This is a genomic window from Nonomuraea sp. NPDC050227 (genome assembly GCF_044459705.1).
Taxonomy (GTDB): Bacteria; Actinomycetota; Actinomycetes; order Streptosporangiales; family Streptosporangiaceae; genus Nonomuraea.
In genome coordinates this window covers 1-19,321 of the sequence record NZ_JBITJF010000007.1, presented here as the reverse complement: position 1 = coordinate 19,321, position 19,321 = coordinate 1, and the positions used below count along the sequence as shown (strand labels likewise).

19 protein-coding genes, 2 tRNA genes and 1 riboswitch are annotated in these 19,321 nt (G+C 69.0%); of the genes, 13 read left to right on the top strand and 8 right to left on the bottom strand.

Features of this window, described 5'->3' with window-relative positions; translation table 11 throughout:
* The first annotated feature begins 49 nt into the window (after positions 1-49).
* Positions 50-1,351 carry a M50 family metallopeptidase gene (locus ACIBK9_RS26630; protein ID WP_364336208.1) on the top strand — a complete coding sequence of 434 codons (1,302 nt, stop codon included), beginning with the start codon at positions 50-52 and terminating at the stop codon, positions 1,349-1,351.
* Positions 1,352-1,377: 26 nt separating this feature from the next.
* Here ACIBK9_RS26630 and ACIBK9_RS26625 read toward each other — a convergent pair whose 3' ends face one another.
* Entirely contained in the window at positions 1,378-2,301 is a 924-nt protein-coding gene (locus ACIBK9_RS26625; protein ID WP_397161720.1) for an amidohydrolase, read from the bottom strand.
* A gap of 150 nt (positions 2,302-2,451) precedes the next feature.
* On the opposite strand from ACIBK9_RS26625, the gene ACIBK9_RS26620 reads away from it, so the two are divergent.
* Positions 2,452-2,805, top strand: a complete 354-nt coding sequence (locus ACIBK9_RS26620) for a sigma factor (RefSeq protein WP_397161719.1) — start codon at positions 2,452-2,454, stop codon at positions 2,803-2,805.
* A gap of 34 nt (positions 2,806-2,839) precedes the next feature.
* Complete coding sequence (locus ACIBK9_RS26615) at positions 2,840-3,121, top strand: hypothetical protein (protein WP_397161718.1); 282 nt, start codon at positions 2,840-2,842, stop codon at positions 3,119-3,121.
* 15 nt (positions 3,122-3,136) lie between these two features.
* Here ACIBK9_RS26615 and ACIBK9_RS26610 read toward each other — a convergent pair whose 3' ends face one another.
* The 3 genes from ACIBK9_RS26610 to ACIBK9_RS26600 form a co-directional block, all read right to left on the bottom strand.
* A complete protein-coding gene (locus ACIBK9_RS26610; RefSeq protein ID WP_397161717.1) occupies positions 3,137-4,114 on the bottom strand; it encodes a hypothetical protein in 978 nt (325 codons plus the stop codon).
* 5 nt (positions 4,115-4,119) lie between these two features.
* A riboswitch (cyclic di-AMP (ydaO/yuaA leader) is annotated at positions 4,120-4,258 on the bottom strand.
* Positions 4,259-4,326: 68 nt separating this feature from the next.
* Positions 4,327-5,397, bottom strand: coding sequence for a galactose-1-phosphate uridylyltransferase (gene galT / locus ACIBK9_RS26605; protein WP_364336200.1), 1,071 nt, complete (start codon positions 5,395-5,397; stop codon positions 4,327-4,329).
* A complete protein-coding gene (locus tag ACIBK9_RS26600) occupies positions 5,394-6,173 on the bottom strand; it encodes a DeoR/GlpR family DNA-binding transcription regulator (protein ID WP_125636437.1) in 780 nt (259 codons plus the stop codon). The genes galT and ACIBK9_RS26600 overlap by 4 nt, the downstream gene beginning before the upstream one ends.
* Before the next feature lie 137 nt (positions 6,174-6,310).
* Here ACIBK9_RS26600 and ACIBK9_RS26595 point away from each other — a divergent pair, with 137 nt between their 5' ends.
* Positions 6,311-6,388 (top strand): 50S ribosomal protein bL37, encoded by a 78-nt coding sequence (locus tag ACIBK9_RS26595; RefSeq protein WP_387679150.1) that lies wholly within the window; start codon positions 6,311-6,313, stop codon positions 6,386-6,388.
* A 39-nt stretch (positions 6,389-6,427) separates the two neighbouring features.
* Here ACIBK9_RS26595 and ACIBK9_RS26590 read toward each other — a convergent pair whose 3' ends face one another.
* Positions 6,428-7,738 carry a TrpB-like pyridoxal phosphate-dependent enzyme gene (locus ACIBK9_RS26590; protein ID WP_397161716.1) on the bottom strand — a complete coding sequence of 437 codons (1,311 nt, stop codon included), beginning with the start codon at positions 7,736-7,738 and terminating at the stop codon, positions 6,428-6,430.
* A gap of 95 nt (positions 7,739-7,833) precedes the next feature.
* Between ACIBK9_RS26590 and ACIBK9_RS26585 the strand changes: the two genes are divergently transcribed.
* The gene (locus tag ACIBK9_RS26585; RefSeq protein WP_397161715.1) at positions 7,834-8,472 is read left to right on the top strand and encodes an HAD family hydrolase; all 639 of its coding nucleotides are present in this window, start codon (positions 7,834-7,836) and stop codon (positions 8,470-8,472) included.
* Here the strand turns inward: ACIBK9_RS26585 and ACIBK9_RS26580 are convergent.
* Both ACIBK9_RS26580 and ACIBK9_RS26575 read right to left on the bottom strand, forming a co-directional pair.
* Complete coding sequence (locus ACIBK9_RS26580; RefSeq protein WP_397161714.1) at positions 8,426-9,055, bottom strand: uridine kinase; 630 nt, start codon at positions 9,053-9,055, stop codon at positions 8,426-8,428. The two genes, ACIBK9_RS26585 and ACIBK9_RS26580, sit on opposite strands and share 47 nt — an antisense overlap.
* Before the next feature lie 79 nt (positions 9,056-9,134).
* Positions 9,135-9,205: transfer RNA gene (locus ACIBK9_RS26575), tRNA-Gly, on the bottom strand.
* An 89-nt stretch (positions 9,206-9,294) separates the two neighbouring features.
* Between ACIBK9_RS26575 and ACIBK9_RS26570 the strand changes: the two genes are divergently transcribed.
* A tRNA-Pro gene (locus tag ACIBK9_RS26570) sits at positions 9,295-9,371 on the top strand.
* 76 nt (positions 9,372-9,447) lie between these two features.
* Positions 9,448-9,948 carry a DinB family protein gene (locus ACIBK9_RS26565; protein WP_358294638.1) on the top strand — a complete coding sequence of 167 codons (501 nt, stop codon included), beginning with the start codon at positions 9,448-9,450 and terminating at the stop codon, positions 9,946-9,948.
* 16 nt (positions 9,949-9,964) lie between these two features.
* On the opposite strand, the gene ACIBK9_RS26560 is transcribed toward ACIBK9_RS26565, so the two are convergent.
* Complete coding sequence (locus ACIBK9_RS26560; protein ID WP_397161713.1) at positions 9,965-10,456, bottom strand: ATP-binding protein; 492 nt, start codon at positions 10,454-10,456, stop codon at positions 9,965-9,967.
* A gap of 232 nt (positions 10,457-10,688) precedes the next feature.
* On the opposite strand from ACIBK9_RS26560, the gene ACIBK9_RS26555 reads away from it, so the two are divergent.
* The 6 genes from ACIBK9_RS26555 to ACIBK9_RS26530 all read left to right on the top strand — a co-directional run bounded on the left by ACIBK9_RS26555 (position 10,689) and on the right by ACIBK9_RS26530 (position 18,951).
* Positions 10,689-11,555, top strand: coding sequence for a helix-turn-helix domain-containing protein (locus tag ACIBK9_RS26555; protein WP_387679141.1), 867 nt, complete (start codon positions 10,689-10,691; stop codon positions 11,553-11,555).
* Positions 11,556-11,721: 166 nt separating this feature from the next.
* The gene (gene tig, locus ACIBK9_RS26550; protein ID WP_352360392.1) at positions 11,722-13,107 is read left to right on the top strand and encodes a trigger factor; all 1,386 of its coding nucleotides are present in this window, start codon (positions 11,722-11,724) and stop codon (positions 13,105-13,107) included.
* A gap of 472 nt (positions 13,108-13,579) precedes the next feature.
* Positions 13,580-14,212 carry an ATP-dependent Clp protease proteolytic subunit gene (locus ACIBK9_RS26545; protein ID WP_352323605.1) on the top strand — a complete coding sequence of 211 codons (633 nt, stop codon included), beginning with the start codon at positions 13,580-13,582 and terminating at the stop codon, positions 14,210-14,212.
* A gap of 11 nt (positions 14,213-14,223) precedes the next feature.
* The gene (locus ACIBK9_RS26540; RefSeq protein WP_352323604.1) at positions 14,224-14,847 is read left to right on the top strand and encodes an ATP-dependent Clp protease proteolytic subunit; all 624 of its coding nucleotides are present in this window, start codon (positions 14,224-14,226) and stop codon (positions 14,845-14,847) included.
* Between the two features lie 184 nt (positions 14,848-15,031).
* Positions 15,032-16,315, top strand: a complete 1,284-nt coding sequence (clpX, locus tag ACIBK9_RS26535) for an ATP-dependent Clp protease ATP-binding subunit ClpX (RefSeq protein ID WP_185067261.1) — start codon at positions 15,032-15,034, stop codon at positions 16,313-16,315.
* 62 nt (positions 16,316-16,377) lie between these two features.
* Positions 16,378-18,951 (top strand): valine--tRNA ligase, encoded by a 2,574-nt coding sequence (locus tag ACIBK9_RS26530; RefSeq protein WP_397161712.1) that lies wholly within the window; start codon positions 16,378-16,380, stop codon positions 18,949-18,951.
* Positions 18,952-19,321 lie beyond the last annotated feature (370 nt).

The window sequence follows — 19,321 nt, the reverse complement described above, 5'->3', positions numbered from 1 at the left end:
GACTAGTCTGGGAACGTCGAGACCGTCTGTCTGCCTGGAGCGCGCGTAGATGAACTGGCTCTTTGTCGCCGGGATCCTTCTGTTCCTGGTGGGGTTGATGGTCTCCGTCGGCCTGCACGAGGTGGGCCATCTCGTGCCGGCCAAGATCTTCGGCGTCAGGGTCACCCAGTACATGGTCGGCTTCGGCTCGACGGCCTGGTCCATCCGCAGGGGCGAGACCGAGTACGGCATCAAGTGGCTGCCGCTCGGGGGCTACATCCGCATGATCGGCATGCTGCCGCCGCGTCCCGGCGACGCCCCCGGCAGGCTGCGCAGCGCGTCGACCGGGCCGTGGCAGGGCCTGATCGAGACCGCCCGCGAGGCCGCCATGGAGGAGGTGCGGCCCGGCGACGAGGACCGCGTCTTCTACCGCAAGAAGTGGTGGCAGAAGATCATCATCATGTCGGGCGGCCCGGCGATGAACTTCGTGCTCGCCTTCATCTTCTTCAGCATTCTGCTGGTCGGCATCGGCCTGCCCAAGACCGCCCCGATCGTGTCGCCCGACACCAACACGTGCGTGATCCCCACCACCGAGGTGCGCAAGACGTGCGCCCCCACCGACGAGCGCACCCCGGCCGCCAAGGCGGGCGTCAAGGTCGGCGACCACATCGTCTCCCTCGACGGCCAGAAGATCGCGACCTGGCAGGACGCCACCCGCCTGATCCGCGGCCACGGCGCCGGCCCCGTCAAGCTGGGCATCGTCCGCGACGGCAGGCCGATGACGCTCGACGTCACCCTCATCGCCCGCGACATGGCGAACCCGACCGACGAGACCAAGATCGACAAGGGCGTCGGGTTCCTCGGCGTCGTGCCCTCCCAGGTCTTCGAGCAGCAGAGCATCGGGCAGGTTCCGGGCTACATGAGCGACCTGACCGGCCGCGTCGTGGGCTCGATGGTCAACCTGCCGGCGAAGATGGTCGGCGTCTGGAACGCCGCCTTCTCCGGCGACAAGCGCGACCCCGAGGGCCCGGTCGGCGTGGTGGGCGCGGGCCGGCTCGGCGGCGAGATCCTGGCCTCCGACATGTCCAACAAGAGCAAGCTGTTCACCTTCGTCAGCCTGCTGGCCGGGTTCAACCTGGCGATCGGCCTGTTCAACCTGATCCCGCTGCTGCCCCTCGACGGCGGCCACATCGCGGGCGGCCTGTGGGAGGGGATCAAGCGCGGCTACGCCAAGATCCTGCGCCGCCCCGAGCCCCGCTACGTCGACATCGCCAAGGTGCTGCCGCTCACGTACGCGATGGCGTTCGTGCTGATCATCATGGCCGGTCTGCTGGTCTACGCCGACCTGGTCAACCCCCTCACGCTCGGCTGACCCGGCCGGCGCGTCACGGGCCGGGGCTACCGCGCCTGGCGCACCCCGCGACGCCAGACCTCGGCGATGTCGCTGACGGCGGTGACGTCGCGGGTGGCGTCGCCCTCGACCAGCACCAGATCCGCGCGCAGACCAGGGGCGATCCGGCCGCGGTCGGCGGTCTCGACGTGCTGAGCCGTGATCGCCTCGAAGTAGGCCAGCGTGGTCACCACGAAGACCCCCTGGTCGCGCACCCGTCCGGCCAGGCGCGGCGAGGCCGGGTCGTCCGGCGTCAGGTCGGTCCACACGTGAGCCAGGCCGTCGACGCCGGCGTCGAGCGCGATCCCCACCTCGGCGGCGGTGATCGCGTGCGCGATGACCAGCAGGTCCGCCTCGTGCGCCGCCGCGGCCAGGGCGGCGGCGACCTCCGCCGTCATGACGGGGAGGTCGGCCCCGTGCACGGCGCCGTCGTCAATGACGATCTTGAGGTAGTCGGCCCCCTCGGCCAGCCTGGCCCGGACGAACGCCGGCGCCTGCGCCGGGTCGGAGACGAAGTCGATCGCCGTGACGTCGAGCCCGTCCAGGACGGTGCCCGCCAGGGCCGTCAGCAACTGGGTCGGGTGCCCGCCCGGAGCGGTGGCCAGCGTGCCGGCGCTGCGCAGGTCTGCCACGTCGTCGTTCTCGGCGGCCAGCCGCCGCTGCCGGGCGAGGATCCGCGGCAGGCAGAACATGTCGAGCTCGGTGGTGACCCCATACCGCAGGGCCTGGGCCAGGCTGCCGTCGAACACGTGGGTGTGCGCGTCGATCAGGCCGGGCAGCAGCGTCCTGCCCGTGCCGTCCACCTCGGCGTCGGCCGGGTGGCCGGCGCCGCTGCCGACAGCGGCGATCAGGCCGTCCTCGATCACCACGTCGGCCGTCGCGATGGTCTGCTCGCCGTCGAACACCCTGACGTCGCGGATCAATGTACGCATCGAAGCTCTCCCTTGTGAGTCGTGACGCCACCACAGAGGGGCAACCGGCCGGGAACTGTGACATGAGTGGCATAGATCACGCTTGATGTCTTCATGTCACAATCGCCACGCGTCGGGACTCTTCGGTTGCGACAGACGAGGAGGCGCGCCATGACACCGACCCCGCGGCACCCCGCCGACGCCGCCACCGAGCAGTTCCTCGGCTACCGGGAACTGCTGTTCTCCGTGGTCTACAACATGCTCGGCAGCGTCGCCGACACCGAGGACGTGCTGCAGGAGGCATGGCTGGCCTGGTCCGCCCGGCACCGCAGGCCGGACGCCGGACCGGTGGAGAACGTCCGGGCCTACCTGGTGCGGATCGCGGTGAACCAGGCGCTCGCCCGGCGGGCGGACCTGAGCCGCCGCCAGGAGACCTACGTCGGCCCCTGGCTGCCGGAACCGCTGGTCACGGCCCCGGACGCCGAGGTGACCGAGCGGTTCGCCGCGGCCGCCGCTCGGCGGTGACCTGCGGGCCCTGCTGGAGGTGCTGGCGCCGGAGGTGACCCTGTGGACCGACGGCGGCGGCAAGGGACCGGCCACCAGCCTGCACCCGGTCCACGGCCGGGACCAGGTGGCGGCGCTGTTCATGTCCGTCGCCGCGACGCTGACCCCGGGCGCGGTGGACCTGCGCTACCGGCGGGTGGCCGGCGACCCGTGCGCGCTCGTCTTCTCCGGTGACGGGCCGCTGGCCGTGGTCGTCGTCGATCTCACGCCCGAGGGCGACCGAATCGCCGCCGTCTACTCCGTCACCAACCCCGACAAGCTCACCGGCATCCGCTGAGCCGCCGGTCCGTGGCTAGTTCATCGAGATGTGCACGTGGTCGTAGTGGTTCTCGGTGATGCTGCCGCGGTCGGACATCGAGCGCCAGCCCGAGCCCTGGTTGATGCGCTGCTTCCAGATCACGTACTTGACGCCCAGCTTGGCCTTGTTCTTCAGCGCCCAGTCGGCCAGCCGGTCGCCGAGGGCGTTGTTGACGGCGCTCGGCATGGTGCCGCCCGTGCTCATCATGAAGTCGCAGGCCCGGCCGAGCGGGTGCTCGCCGCTGGAGCCGGACCGGAAGCAGCCCACCTCGTACGGCAGCGAGAAGTTCTTCTGCACCTGCGCGCGCATCAGCCGGGTGCGCGGCGTGATGTTGTCCGAGCCGGCCGGCAGCTCGGGCGCCCAGCTCCCGTCGGACTTCTTGCCCGGCCCGAACGGCACCAGGTCCTGGAGCTTCTTCTTGATGTCGTCGATGACGTCCTGGGCGTCGTCGCGCTGCTCGGCCACCTCCGCCGTGCCCGCCTTCAGCTCCGTCGCGAGCGCGGCGGCGGCCGTGGCGGCCTTCTTCTGGTCGTCGCGGGCCTTGGCCACGCTGTCCACGACCGCCTGCTGCTCGGCGGTGAGCTGTTCGAGCACGGCCGCGCCGCCGCCGTCCGGGGTCATCATGAACGCCGGCAGGGAGGTGTCGCCGTTCTGGTAGCGCAGCCGGGCGATCTCGGCGACCCGCTGCTCGGCCGTGGCCAGCGCCTGCTCGGCGGCGGTGAGCCGCTGCTGGGCCGCGGTGGCGGCCTGCTGGGCCTTGGCCAGCTCGACCCGCTTGAGGTTGTACGTCTCGATGAGCTTGTCGACCTTGCGGTTGAGCTCCTTGAGCTGGGCCCGCAGCTGCGCCTCGGACGGCTTGGGCGCGGCCGCCACGGCGGCTGCCCCAGAGACCGAGGCGGCGGCCGGATGCACGAGCAGGGCGGTGGCGGTGATGAGACCGACGGCAAGACTCGCGGGGGACGAAGCCGCCACGTGGTTGTTCCTCTCCCTCTGCCGGCCGGGTTAGCTGACGGGTTCGGGCACGGGAGCAGTCCCTACCACTGGCGCGGATTCACCCCGGATGCGATGGGTCCCCGGCTCCCGGGCAACACGCCCGGGATTAGGCGTACAACGACCGTTATGGCCGATGTCTAACGGGATATTAGTGGTAGATCACGAGTCATGCGACTTTAATGAGAAACCAATTAGTGATCAATTCGTGATCGCAACATGCGTGCCGCCTCCTCCGGCAGCACGTCGTTGACGAAGGCCCCCATGGCCGACTCCGAGCCCGCCAGGTACTTCAGCTTCCCGGGCGCCCGCCTGATGCTGAACAGCTCCAGGTGCAGGTAGGCCAGCTCGCGGCCGTACCGCACCGGCGCCTGGTGCCAGGCCGAGATGTACGGCATCGCGACCCCGAACAGCGCGTCGAGCGCCCGCAGCACCGAGGTGTACAGCGGCGCGAACGCGGCCCGCTCCTCCTCCGACAGCGCCGCCAGGTCGGGCACCTGCCGGTGCGGATACACGTGCACCTCGAACGGCCAGCGCGCGGCGGCCGGCACGAACGCCGTCCAGAGCTCGTTGGCGGCCACCACCCGCGTGCCGGCGGCCTGCTCGGCGGCCAGCACGTCGGCGAACAGGTTGCCGCCCGTGTGCCGCGAGGCGGCCCCCAGCTGGAGCTTGGTGCGCGGGGTCACGTAGGGATAGGCGTAGATCTGCCCGTGCGGGTGGGGGAGCGTGATGCCGATCTCCTCGCCCCGGTTCTCGAAGCAGAACACCTGCTCGACGCCCTCGATGCCGGACAGCTCGGCGGTGCGGTCGGCCCACGCCTCCATGACCAGCCTGACCTGGGCGTTGGAGAGCCTGGAGAAGGAGGAGGAGTGGTCGGAGGTGAAGCACACCACCTCACAACGCCCGACACCCGGCCGCACCTCACTCAGGCCGCCGACATCCCCGTAAGTCCCAAAATTTCCGGAGAAAGAGGGGAAGCGGTTCTCGAACACCACCACGTCATAGTCATGGGCCGGGATCTCCGACGCCCGCGTGGCGGACGACGGGCACAACGGGCACTCGTCGGCCGGCGGCAGGAACGTCCGCGTCTGCCGGTGGCCGGCGATCGCGATCCACTCCTCGGTCAGCGGGTCGTAGCGCAGCTCGGAGGCCACCGGCCGCGGATCGAGCGGCCGCCGGTCGATCGCGCTCCGGTCGGCGTCGTCGCGCCGGTCGAAGTAGATCAGCTCTCGGCCGTCTGCCAGGTGGGTGATGGTGCGCTTCAAGGCGTGCCCTCCGCGATGATCAGTTCTCCGGCCCGTTCGGCCAGCTCGGTGCGTGCTTCCTCGGGCAGCCCCGCGTCGCTGATGACCACGTCGGCCTCGGTCAGCTCGGCGATCGTGCTGATGCCGACCGTGTTCCACTTGGTGTGGTCGGCGGGGACCACCAGGCGGTGCGCCGCGGCCACCAGCTCCCTGTCGGTCTCGGACTCCAGCAGGTTGGGCGTGGTGAACCCGGCGCGCAGGCTCATGCCGTGCACCCCGAGGAAGAGCGTGTCCACGTGCAGGCGGCGGATGGCCGCCACCGCCACGGGGCCGACGAGCGCGTCGGAGGGCGTGCGCACGCCGCCGGTCAGCACGACCGTGCGGTCGGCGCGCGGGTTGCGGTGGAAGACCTCGGCGACGGGGATCGAGTTGGTGATCACGGTCAGCTCGGGCACCGCGACGAGGTGGTGGGCCAGCGCCCACGTGGTGGTGCCGGCGGAGAGGGCCACGGCGGTTCCCGGCCGTACGAGGGTGGCCGCGTGCCGCGCGATGGCCTCCTTCTCCTGCTGCTGGCGGGCGGACTTGGCGGTGAAGCCGGGCTCCTCGGTCGAGCCGGGGCCGAGGGCCGTCGCGCCGCCGTGGACCTTCTCCAGCAGCCCGCGCTCGGCCAGCACCTCAAGGTCGCGGCGTATCGTCATGTCGGAGACGCCGAGCTCGCGCACGAGGTCGGCCACCCGGACGCCGCCGCTGCTGCGTACGCGTTCGAGGATCGTCTGCTGACGCTGCTGTGCGAGCACGCCCACCCCTTCCAACAGATTCCACCAAATTATGACACGAGTTTGTTGAGGAATGTTAGGTCACGGCGTATCGCTTGTGCGGCCCGCGGGCAGGGGAGACCTTGAAGGTCACGATCCCGACCGCTGGAGGTGAGCCCATGGCGAAGCGTGCACGCAAGGGCAGGGGGCGCAAGAAGAAGAAGGCGAACCACAGGAAGCGCCCGAACGCGAACTGAACACGGGTGGCCGCGGGTCTCGCGGCCACCCGTGTCATCTCAGCCGGGCAACTCGGTGAGCGCCTGGTCGAGACGCTCCTGCGGAAGCGAGTAGTCCTCCAGTTCGCCGGCCAGGTGGCGGTCGTAGGCGGCCAGGTCGAAGTGGCCGTGCCCGCACAGCGCGGTGAGGATCACCTTCTCCTCGCCGCTCTCCTTGCAGCGCAGGGCCTCGGCGATGGTCTCGGCCAGCGCGTGCGTGGGCTCGGGGGCCGGGACGATGCCCTCGGTCCGCGCGAAGCGCACACCCGCCTCGAAGCACTCGCTTTGGGTACGGGTCACCGCCTCGAACAGCCCCAGCTCGTACATGTGGGACAGCAGCGGCGCCATGCCGTGATAGCGCAGCCCGCCGGCGTGGATCGGGTCGGGGACGAAGGAGTGCCCGAGGGTGTGCATCTTCAGCAGCGGCGTCAGCCCGGCGGTGTCGCCGAAGTCGTAGGCGTACACGCCCCGGGTGAACGACGGGCAGGCGGCCGGCTCGACCGCCCTGAATCGGGTGCCGATGCGTCCGGCCAGCTTCTCCCGCAGGAAGGGGAAGGCGAGACCGGCGAAGTTGGAGCCGCCGCCGGTGCAGCCGATGACCAGGTCCGGCAGCTCGGGCAGCTGAGCCAGGGCCTCCTCGCCGATCACCGTCTGGTGCATGAGGACGTGGTTGAGCACCGAGCCGAGCGCGTACCGGGCCTCGGGGTTCGCGGCGGCCACCTCGACCGCCTCGCTGATCGCCAGCCCCAGGCTGCCGGGGGAGGCGGGGTCGTCGGCCAGCGCCTTGCTGCCCGCGCCGGTGAGGGGGGAGGGGCTGGGGTGGACGGTGGCGCCGTACACGCGCATGAGCGAGCGCCGGTACGGCTTCTGGTCGTAGGACGCCCGAACCATCCAGATCCGGCATTCGACGTCGAACTGGGCGCAGGCGAACGCCAGGGCCGACCCCCACTGTCCCGCGCCGGTCTCCGTGGTCAGCAGCCGCACGCCCTCCTTGGCGTTGTAGTACGCCTGCGGCACGGCGGTGTTCGCCTTGTGCGACCCGGCCGGTGAGACGCCCTCGTACTTGTAGTAGATGCGGGCCGGCGTGTCGAGGGCCTTCTCCAGCCGGTGCGCCCTGATCAGCGGCGTGGGCCGCCACAGCCGGTAGACGTCGATGACCTCCTTGGGGATGGGCACGTAGCGGTCGCCGCTGACCTCCTGCGCGATGAGCTCCATGGGGAACAGCGGCGCGAGGTCGTCCGGCCCGACGGGGCGGCGGGTGCCGGGATGCAGCGGCGGCGGAGGCGGCACGGGAAGATCGGGAACGATGTTGTACCAGTTGCCAGGGATCACCGTTTCAGTTTGAGCCGCCCCTGTGGGTCGTCAAGAGTCTGGACACGGACACGTTCCTTCTTTACCTTGGTTGAATGAGTTCACAGGAGGAGCATATGAAAATCGATGCGGTCGTGTTCGACATCGGCGGGGTGCTGGAGCTGACGCCGGCCCTGGGCGTGACGGCCAGGTGGGAGGAGAAGCTCGGCCTGCCCGCCGGGCACATCGACGCCCAGCTGGAGCCGACCTGGCTGGCCGGGGCGGTCGGCGAGATGACGGAGGAGCAGGCCGGCGCCGAGGTGGCCAAGGTGCTCGGCGCGCACGCCGGGGCGTTCATGGCCGACGTCTGGACGGAGTACCTCGGCACGCCCAACACCGAGCTCATGGCGTACCTGGGCGCCCTGCGTCCGCGCTACCGCACGGGCCTGGTGAGCAACAGCTTCGTCGGCGCCAGGGAACGCGAGCAGGCCGCGTACGGCTACGCCGGCCTGGTGGACCACATCGTCTACTCGCACGAGGCGGGAGTGGGGAAACCGGATCCGCGCATCTACCTGACGGCCTGCGACGCCCTCGGCGCCGACCCCGCCGCCACGGTGTTCCTCGACGACCACGAGCCGTACGTCGAGGGCGCCCGCGCGGCCGGCCTGCACGCCGTGCGCTTCACCTCGAACGCCCAGGCGATCGCCGAGCTGGACGCGCTGCTCGGGCTCAGCCGTCCGTCAGCACCGCCGGCCGGTCCGGATGGTCGGCCCTGACCACCACGTCGGCGGCCCGCTGCGGGCGCGCCTCGCGTTCGTACCGCTCGTAGGCCGGCAGCCGCCACCGCTCGTCCTGCGGCGTGCGCCGCGCCAGCGCCCCCGCCGACAGCCACACGTGCACGCTCACCTCGAACGGCAGCCCCCGCCCCAGCAGCAGCGTGCCGTCCACGAGCACCACCCCGCCCGGCGCCAGCTCCCGGTACGGCAGCCGGTACGCGCGATCGATCCCGCTGTCCCACAACGCCGGCAGCACCCGCCCCGAGCCGCCCGGCTCCAAGGGTTCGAGCACCTCGCGCAGCAGGCCCTTGACGTCGAGCCAGTCCTCGTAGAAGACGTCGGGATCGGTCCGGCCGTGCTCCAGCCGGAGCGAGGCCGGCCGCAGGAAGTCGCCGGCCGACACCCGCAGCACGGGCCGGCCGCGCAACCGCAGCGGCGCGACCAGCTCGTCGGCCAGCGCGTCGGGCCCCGCCGCGGGCGCCCCGTCGACCGCCACCCGCACCCAGGCGTCCTTGGGCCGCGCGGCGACGAGCTCGGCCAGCTCCTCGACGAGCGCCTCGCGGGAGATCGGACGTGCACGCATCGACGCCAGCCTACGCCCCCGAAGATCACAAAAGGCCAGGCCCCCCGAACCGGGGATGACCTGGCCTTTCGCCTGCGAGAGCGGACGACGGGAATCGAACCCGCGTAGCTAGTTTGGAAGACTAGGGCTCTACCATTGAGCTACGTCCGCGCGAACCGGTCGAACTCTGGTCTAGACTTCATCCGGTCGTCAGGGCGTAAGCGTACCGGAGTCACGGACCGCATGCGCACCCGGCGAGGCGGGGCGTGGCGCAGCTTGGCAGCGCGCTTGCTTTGGGAGCAAGAAGTCGCAGGTTCAAATCCTGTCGCCCCGACCAGGTCATCGGCCCCCTCCGACGCGGAGGGGGCTTCTTGGTTCGCGGACCCGGACGAAGCGCCCATTAAGGTCGAGGCGTGACAGACAATCGTGTGCCCCCACCCCTCACCGGCGACGAACGGACCGTGCTCGGCAACTGGCTCGAATGGCATCGCGGCACGCTGGCCGTCAAATGCGCCGGCCTGACCGACGAGCAGCTCAGGCTCCGCTCCGCCGAGCCGTCCGCCATGTCGCTGCTCGGCCTGGTCCGGCACCTGGCGCACGTGGAGCGCGTCTGGTTCCGCCGCGTGCTGAACGGCGAGGACATCCCCCGCCTGTGGAACAAGGACGTCGACAACGACGCCGACTTCAACGACGTGGACGACGCCTCGGTGGAGGAGGCGTTCGCCACCTGGCAGGACGAGATCGAGCGCGCCCGCGCCATCTCGGCCGCCAAGCCCCTCGACGCCGTGGGCGACCGGAACGGCCAGGACTGCACCCACCGCTGGATCCTCGTCCACATGATCGAGGAGTACGCGCGCCACAACGGCCACGCCGACCTGCTGCGCGAGCGCATCGACGGCGCCACCGGCGAGTAGCGGCCAGGTCGAGGGGTCAGCCCTCTTCGGAAGCCTCTTCGGCGCGGAACAACGCCCACACGGCCTTGCCGCCGCGGTCGAGCGGGTCCCAGCCCCAGCACTGGCTGTAGGTCTCGACGATGTAGAGGCCGCGCCCGTTCTCGGAGATGAAGTCCGGCTCCTTGCGGCGCGGCACCTCGTCGCTCGGGTCCGCCACCGCCAGCAGCACGTGCGGCGACACGCGCATCAGCAAGAGCTCGATCTCCCGCCGGCCGGCCGCGTACATCGCGTACCGCACGGCGTTCGTCACCAGCTCGGACACCACGAGCGCGGCGTCGTCGCTCAGCTCGTGCAGGCCCCATCCCCGCAGCGTGGAGCGGGTCACGTCCCTGGCGGTCTTCACCGAGTCGGCCTGGAAGGGCAGCGGGCACGCGGTCGTGTTCGGCTTCCCGCCCTTGAGCAGGTGGTCGAACCCCACCTCACGGGTGATCTGCAGGCAATCGGCAGTGGCCAGAGGATCCTCCACCATGCCGCCGATACCTCCCCGTAGCCCTCGGTTTAGTGCATGTTTGGCCCACAATGCACTAAGCCATCATGGGTCACGAACGCGGCGGCTGCAAGACCCAAATGCACGTGCAGCTGCAATGTGCAACAGCATGCGCCTTTTGGGGCAAATCTCTCCTAATCGGACACGAGGTTGAGACCTTGTCATACCCGGCAATGTGGTGTCACTGTGTGTGCGGACCTTGATAGGAGGCAAAGTGACGCAGAACCAGCCGGGTTCCGGGCCGACGGCGCTGCGCATCCTCCTGGGCTCCCAGCTGCGAAAGCTCAGGGAGGCGAAGAACGTCACCCGCGAGGAGGCGGGGCACCTCATCAGGGGCTCCGAATCCAAGATCAGCCGCATGGAGCTGGGCCGGGTGGGGTTCAAGGAACGTGACGTCTCCGACCTGCTCACCCTGTACGGCGTCGTGGACCCGCAGGCGCGAGCCGCCGTCCTCGACCTGGTGGCCACCGCGAACGAACCCGGCTGGTGGCACCGGTTCAACGACGTCCTGCCCACGTGGTTCCAGGCGTACGTCGGCCTTGAGGAGGCCGCCGCCCGGATCAGGACCTACGAGGTCCAGTTCGTGCCGGGACTGCTGCAGACCAAGGAGTACGCCCGGGCGGTCGTCACCGCCGGAGCGGCGGGCATCGCGGCGGAGGAGATCGCCAGGAGGGTCGACCTCAGGCTCGAACGCCAGCGCATCTTCGACCGGCCGGACGGTCCGATCTTCTGGGCCGTGATCGACGAGGCGGCGCTGCGCCGGCCCATCGGCGGCGTGGAGGTCATGCGCGCCCAGCTCGAACACCTCATCGACCTCATGCGGCAGCCCAGCATCACCATCCAGATCATGCCGTTCAGCTTCGGCGGCCACAGCGCCGAGGGCGGCGCCTTCAGCATCCTGCGCTTCCCCGACCGCGACCTGCCCGACGTCGTCTACGTCGAGCAACTGGCCAGCGCCCTGTACCTGGACAAGCGTGAGGACGTGGACCGATACACGGAGGTCATGGAGCGGCTGTGCGCCGTGAGCACCACTCCTGATGAGACGATCGATCTGCTGCGGACGATCGCCGAGGAGTTCTGACGGCGACGGCGTCGTTGTTCGGTACGCATCTGCCCTAGACTGGCCATCGGCGTTGGATCCCGCCGTGGCGGAGCATGCCCAACGCCGCTCATGTGGGCGCGGCGCGTGAGCCGTACCGAATGGACGCGCCCGCGATCACTCGTAGCTTGATCAAGGAGACCATTCCGTGAAGACCGCTGTCGAGGAGCTCAGCCCGACCCGGGTCAAGCTCACCGTCGAGGTGCCGTTCGAAGAGCTGCGCCCGAGCATGGATGCGGCGTACAAGAAGGTCGCGCAGCAGGTGCGCGTCCCCGGGTTCCGGCCTGGCAAGGTTCCGGCCCGCATCATCGAGCAGCGCTTCGGCCGGGCGGTAGTGCTGGAGGAGACCCTCAACGACGCGGTGCCCAAGCTCTACGGCCAGGCCGTCGACGAGGTCGACGTGTTCCCGGTGAGCCAGCCCGACATCGAGGTCACGAAGATCGACGACGGTGAGCAGATCGAGTTCACCGCCGAGGTCGACATCCGGCCCAACTTCGAGGTGCCCGACTACCAGGGCGCCGAGATCACCGTCGACTCCGCCGAGGTCTCCGACGAAGACGTCGACGCCCAGCTCGACTCGCTGCGCCAGCGCTTCGCGACGCTGACCGGCGTCGAGCGCGCGGCCGCCAACGGCGACTTCGTGGTGATGGACCTGCGCGCCGAGATCAACGGCGAGAACATCGAGGAGCAGCAGGCCAGCGAGGTCTCCTACGAGGTCGGCGCCGGCTCGGTGCTCCAGGGCCTCGACGACGCCCTCGTGGGCATGTCCGCGGGCGAGGAGAAGAGCTTCAAGACCGAGCTCGTCGGCGGCGAGAACGCCGGCGAGGAGGCCGACGTGATCATCAACGTCAAGTCGGTCAAGGAGAAGGTCCTGCCCGAGCTCGACGACGAGTTCGCCCAGCTCGCCAGCGAGTTCGACACGCTCGACGAGCTCAAGGCCAGCATCCGCGAGCAGGCCCGCCGCAACAAGCTCATCGACCAGGTCGTCCAGGCCCGCGAGAAGGCCCTCGACGCCCTGCTCGAGAAGATCGACATCCCGCTGCCCGAGAGCGCGCTCAAGGCCGAGGTCGACGCCCGCAAGCACAACCTCGACCACCAGATCGCCGAGAGCGGCCTCAGCCGCGACGCCTTCTTCCGTCTGTACCAGACGACGGAGGAGGAGCGTTTCGCCGAGTTCGACAGCAACTCCGCCAAGGCGCTCAAGGTCGGCTTCGTGCTCGACAAGATCGTCAAGGCCGAGGAGCTGGGCGTCAACGAGCAGGAGCTGACCAACTTCGTGGTGCGCCGCGCCATGGAGATGGGCGTCCAGCCCAACGAGCTGGCCAAGCACCTGGCCGACAACGACCAGCTCACGCTGGCCATGGTCGAGATCGTCCGCGACAAGGCCAAGTCCGTGCTGGGCGACGCCGCCAAGGTCGTCGACAGCGAGGGCAACGAGGTTGACCTCAAGGCCATCTACGCCGAGATCAACGGCGCCCCGGTCGAGGAGGAGGCCGACGAGGCCGCCGAGTCCGAGGAGAAGGCCGAAGCCTGACCTTCCCTGAAGCCCCCGAACCCCATGGGTTCGGGGGCTTCGTGTTGTCCGGCCGCGGCGGCGCGCCTCGCGCGTCCGTGAGCACGGCCGAGTGCGTGTACGCGCCCACAAGGCACCTGACGATCCCGCGGGGCGCGAACGGCCCCTCAGGCGCGCGGCCCGCCCTTCGACGGCTCGACAGCCCCTCACCGCCACCGCCCGCGCGACCGCCTCCCCGCCGCCGGACGGCATCCACCGGTACGCAGCCCCACAAGCTCCACGAGCCCCACCAGCACGGCACCATCCCTGCCGAAACGCCCACAGAGCCGGACCATGAGCTGGACGTGGAGGAACGGCGTAGGCTGACAGAAGACCGGCCACCCAGACCTGCGCCGTCAGCGAACAGTACGGGGGACCGGGCATGACCTGTGGGCGTCGCGCGTTAAGGTCACAAGCAAAGCCAATCACTTACGACGCATCGGAAGGTGACGCTGTGACCAGCCCGCCGACCTTCTATCAGCCTGAGTCGCGAGGCCGTGAGAACGGCTCGTCCTTCCGGCTTGAGGACCAGCTTTACCAGCGCCTGCTGCGTGAGCGCATCATCGTGCTCGGTCAGGAGGTCAACGACGAGATCGCCAACCGGATCTGCGCCGAGCTGCTGCTGCTCGCGGCCGACGACCCCGAGCGCGACATCACGCTGTACATCAACTCGCCGGGGGGCTCGGTGAGTGCCGGTATGGCGATTTACGACATGATGGAATATGTGCCTAACGACGTGTCCACGGTGGTGATGGGCATGGCCGCCTCCATGGGGCAGTTCCTGCTCACCGCCGGCGCCCGCGGCAAGCGCTACGGCCTGCCGCACGCCCGCGTCATGATGCACCAGCCGTCCGGCGGCATCGGCGGCACCGCGGCCGACATCGCCATCCAGGCGGAGCAGATGCTCTACGTGAAGAAGACGCTCGCCGAGCGGATCGCCTTCCACACCGGGCAGCCGCTGGACCAGATCGAGTCCGACTCCGACCGTGACCGCTGGTTCACGGCCGAGGAGGCGAAGGATTACGGCTTCATCGATCACGTGGTGCGCAGCGCGCGGCAGGTGCCCTCCGTGGGCCCGGTCTCCTAGGGGGAGCTGACATGAACATCCAGAGCCGTTACGTTCTCCCCTCCTTCGTCGAGCGCACGTCCTACGGCGTGAAGGAGATGAACCCGTACAACAAGCTCTTCGAGGACCGCATCATCTTCCTCGGAGTGCAGATCGACGACGCGTCGGCCAACGACGTGATGGCCCAGCTGCTGACGCTGGAGTCGCTCGACCCCGACCGTGACATCAGCATCTACATCAACTCGCCCGGCGGCTCGTTCACGGCCATGACGGCGATCTACGACACGATGCAGTTCGTCCGGCCGGAGATCCAGACCGTCTGCCTCGGCCAGGCCGCGTCCGCCGCGGCCGTGCTGCTGGCCGGCGGCACCCCGGGCAAGCGCTTCGCGCTGCCCAACGCCCGGGTGCTGATCCACCAGCCCTCCACCGAGGGCGGTGGCCAGGGAAGCGACATCGAGATCCAGGCCCGCGAGATCCTTCGCATGCGATCCCTCCTCGAGGACATCGTGGCGAAGCACACGGGCAAGGCCTCCGCCGACATCCGCAAGGACATCGAACGCGACAAAATTCTCAACGCGGACGAGGCAAAGGCGTATGGTCTGATCGACGACATCATCCCGACCAGGAAGAAACGAGCTCAGGCCGTCGCTTCCTAGTTGAGATGTGACGCACCGGAGCGCTGCCCAATAGGGCACGTTCCGGTGCGACTCGCCGCTAGGGGGCTCACTGAGGGCCCAGAAGACGGTAACGTCGAAACCTGAGCGGTTCGGCCTAGTCCGGAGGATGTCCGGAGACACTGCTCGCGTGAGCAGGGCGGTCCCACGCAAAGGAGTATCTGGGGTGGCACGCATCGGCGACGGGGGAGACCTGCTGAAGTGCTCTTTCTGCGGGAAGAGTCAGAAGCAAGTCAAGAAGCTCATTGCCGGTCCAGGCGTCTACATCTGCGATGAGTGCATCGATCTCTGCAACGAGATCATCGAGGAGGAGCTCTCCGAGTCCTCCGAGCTCAAGTGGGACAACCTGCCCAAGCCGAGGGAAATCTACGAGTTCCTCGACGCCTACGTCATCGGACAGGACAAGGCGAAGAAGGCGCTCTCGGTGGCGGTCTACAACCACTACAAGCGGGTGCAGTCCGGTGACCGGGGTAGAGACGACGGCCTTGAGCTGGCCAAGAGCAACATCTTGCTGCTCGGGCCGACCGGGTCGGGAAAGACTCTCCTCGCACAGACTCTGGCGAAGATGCTCAACGTGCCCTTCGCCATCGCCGACGCGACGGCCCTCACCGAGGCCGGCTACGTCGGCGAGGATGTCGAGAACATCCTGCTCAAGCTCATCCAGGCCGCCGACTACGACGTCAAGAAGGCCGAGACGGGCATCATCTACATCGACGAGGTCGACAAGATCGCCCGCAAGAGCGAGAACCCGTCGATCACCCGCGACGTCTCCGGCGAGGGCGTGCAGCAGGCGCTGCTGAAGATCCTCGAAGGCACGACGGCCTCGGTGCCGCCGCAGGGCGGGCGCAAGCACCCGCACCAGGAGTTCATCCAGATCGACACCACCAACGTGCTGTTCATCTGCGGTGGCGCCTTCGCCGGCCTCGAAAAGATCATCGAGTCGCGCATCGGCAAGAAGGGCATCGGCTTCAACGCCATCATCCGCTCGAAGGAAGAGGTCGACACGGCCGACATCTTCGGCGACGTGATGCCCGAAGACCTGCTGAAGTTCGGCATGATCCCCGAGTTCGTCGGCCGCCTGCCGGTCATCACCTCGGTGCACAACCTCGACCGCGAGGCCCTCATCCAGATCCTCACCGAGCCCCGCAACGCGCTGGTCAAGCAGTACCGCAAGCTGCTGGAGCTCGACGGCGTGGAGCTGGAGTTCACCGACGGCGCCCTGGAGGCCATCGCCGACCAGGCCATCCTGCGCGGCACCGGCGCCCGCGGATTGCGCGCGATCCTGGAGGAGGTGCTCCAGTCCGTCATGTACGAGGTGCCCTCCCGCCAGGACGTCGCCCGCGTGGTCATCACCCGCGAGTCGGTGCTGGAACACGCGATCCCGACGCTCGTCCCGCGCGACCAGCTCGCCGCCAAGCAGCAGCGCACGCCGCGCGAGAAGTCGGCCTGACCGTCCTCGAAAACGCCCCCGGGATCATCCCGGGGGCGTTTCGCTTGTCCGGCTCCCTAGAATTGGTGCTTGTGACAACGCAAGAGCTGCCCACCCAATACACGCCGGCCGACGTCGAGACCCGTAGCTACGAGCGCTGGGTGTCCGAAGGCTACTTCCACGCCGACCCGGGCAGCTCGCGCGTGCCGTACAGCATCGTCCTCCCGCCGCCCAACGTGACGGGCGTCCTGCACATCGGTCACGCGCTCGACCACTCCATCCAGGACGCGCTGACCCGCCGCGCCCGCATGCAGGGCCGCGAGACGTTGTGGCTGCCCGGCATGGACCACGCCGGCATCGCCACCCAGAACGTCGTGGAGCGCGAGCTGGCCAAGCAGGGCCTGTCCCGCCACGACCTGGGCCGCGAGGCGTTCGTCGAGCGCGTCTGGGAGTGGAAGGAGGAGTCCGGCGGCCGGATCCTCGGCCAGATGCGCAAGCTCGGCGACGGCGTCGACTGGGAGCGCGAGCGTTTCACCATGGACCCGGGGCTGTCACGGGCCGTCCAGACCATCTTCAAGAAGCTCTTCGACGACGGGCTCATCTACCGCGCCGAGCGCATCATCAACTGGTGCCCGCGCTGCCTGACCGCGCTGTCCGACATCGAGGTCGAGCACAGCGAGGACGAGGGCGAGCTGGTCTCGATCCGCTACTCCGACGAGATCGTCGTGGCCACCACCCGCGCCGAGACCATGCTCGGCGACACCGCCGTGGCCGTCCATCCCTCCGACGAGCGCTACGCCCACCTGGTCGGCACGATGGTCGAGGTGCCGCTGACCGGCCGCATGATCCCCGTGGTCGCCGACGAGCACGTCGATCCCGCCTTCGGCACCGGCGCGGTCAAGGTCACCCCGGCCCACGACCCCAACGACTTCGAGATCGGCCGCCGCCATTCGCTGCCGTCCCTCACCGTCATGGACGAACGCGGCGTCATCACCGCCCACGGCCCCTTCCAGGGGCTCGACCGCTTCGAGGCGCGCCCGGCCGTGGTCGCCGCGCTGCGCGCCGAGGGCCGCATCGTCGCCGAGAAGCGTCCCTACCTGCACTCGGTCGGCCACTGCTCGCGCTGCAAGACCGTGGTGGAGCCGCGGCTGTCGCTGCAGTGGTTCGTCAACGTCTCGCCGCTGGCCAAGGCCGCCGGCGACGCCGTGCGTGACGGCCGCACCCGCATCCACCCGCCGGAGCTGGCCAAGCGCTACTTCGACTGGGTCGACGACATGCACGACTGGTGCATCTCCCGTCAGCTGTGGTGGGGCCACCGCATCCCGGTCTGGTACGGCCCGGGCGGCGAGGTCGTCTGCGTCGGCCCCGACGAGGAGCCGCCGGCCGGCTACACCCAGGACTCCGACGTCCTCGACACCTGGTTCTCCTCCGGACTGTGGCCGTTCTCCACGCTCGGCTGGCCCGACTCCACCCCGGAGCTGGAGAAGTTCTATCCGACCTCCGTGCTCGTCACCGGCTACGACATCCTGTTCTTCTGGGTGGCCAGGATGATGATGTTCGGCCTCTACGCCATGGACGGCCGTCCGCCGTTCCAGACCGTGGCCCTGCACGGCATGGTCCGCGACCAGTACGGCAAGAAGATGTCGAAGTCGTTCGGCAACGTGGTCGACCCGCTCGACTGGATCGAGCGCTTCGGCGCCGACGCCACCCGCTTCACGCTGCTGCGCGGCGCCAACCCCGGCGCCGACGTGGCGGTGAGCGAGGAATGGGCGGCCGGCTCGCGCAACTTCTGCAACAAGATCTGGAACGCCACCAGGTTCGCGCTGATGAACGGCGCGGCGGTCGGCTCGCTCGACGGGCTCGACCTCACCGCGGCCGACCGCTGGATCCTGTCCCGCCTACAGACCGTGGTGAGCGCCGCCGACGCGGCCTTCGACGAGTACGAGTTCGCCAAGGCCTCCGATCTGCTCTACCACTTCGCCTGGGACGAGGTCTGCGACTGGTACCTGGAGCTGGCCAAGATCCAGCTCGGGGAGGGGCTCGAACACACCCGGCTCGTGCTCGGGCACGTGCTCGACGCGTTGCTGCGGTTGATGCACCCGCTGGTGCCGTTCGTCACCGAGGAGTTGTGGCGGGCGGTGACGGGTGGCGAGTCGATCGTCGTGGCTCCCTGGCCGCAGACCGACGCCCGCTACGCCGACCCGGCGGCCGAGGCCGAGATCGACGCGCTGCAGGAGCTCGTCACCGAGGTCCGCAGGTTCCGTTCCGACCAGGGGCTCAAGCCCGGCCAGAAGGTGGCCGCCCGTCTGGGGTTGTCCGGAACGCCGCTGGAGGCCCAGGAGAGGGCGATCCGTGCGTTGCTGCGGCTGACCGAGCCTGCGGAGACGTTCAACGCCACAGCGCGCCTCAGCGTGGGCGCGGTGACCGTGGAGATCGACACCGCGGGCGCCATCGACGTCGTGGCCGAGCGCAAGCGCCTGGAGAAGGATCTGGCCGCAGCGCGGAAGGAAGCCGCGCAGGCGGCCGGCAAGCTGGGCAACGAGCAGTTCATGTCCAAGGCGCCCGACGACGTGGTCGCCAAGGTCCGGGGCCGGGCCGAGCAGGCCGCCGCGGACATCGCGCGCCTTGAGGCACAGCTGTCCGGGCTCGGGGTTTAGAGCATACGAACGCGGGGAAGGTCCATTCGTTACCGAAGATGGACCTTCGACGTCCTCAGGGCTGCTAGAGTTTTCAACGCGGGGCCGATCAGCCCCGACACCCCTGCTGATCAACTTCGACTTTCGGGCTGTCTGACCTGGCGGTTGGACAAAGGCCGGAAGTTAGAGTAAGTTAGCAGGGTTGCTCCGAAACGGAGCAGGTCCGGAAGCTCCCGGATCGGGCGGTTTGACAAGAATCGTCCGGATCTGGTAGACTGAAGGAAATGAAATATGAGCGCCTCTGAGCGGGGATCCGGGAACGGGTTCTGGTGAGGAAGTACGCGTCCGTTTCTTGAGAACTCAACAGTGTGTTAAAAGCCAGTGCATGAAA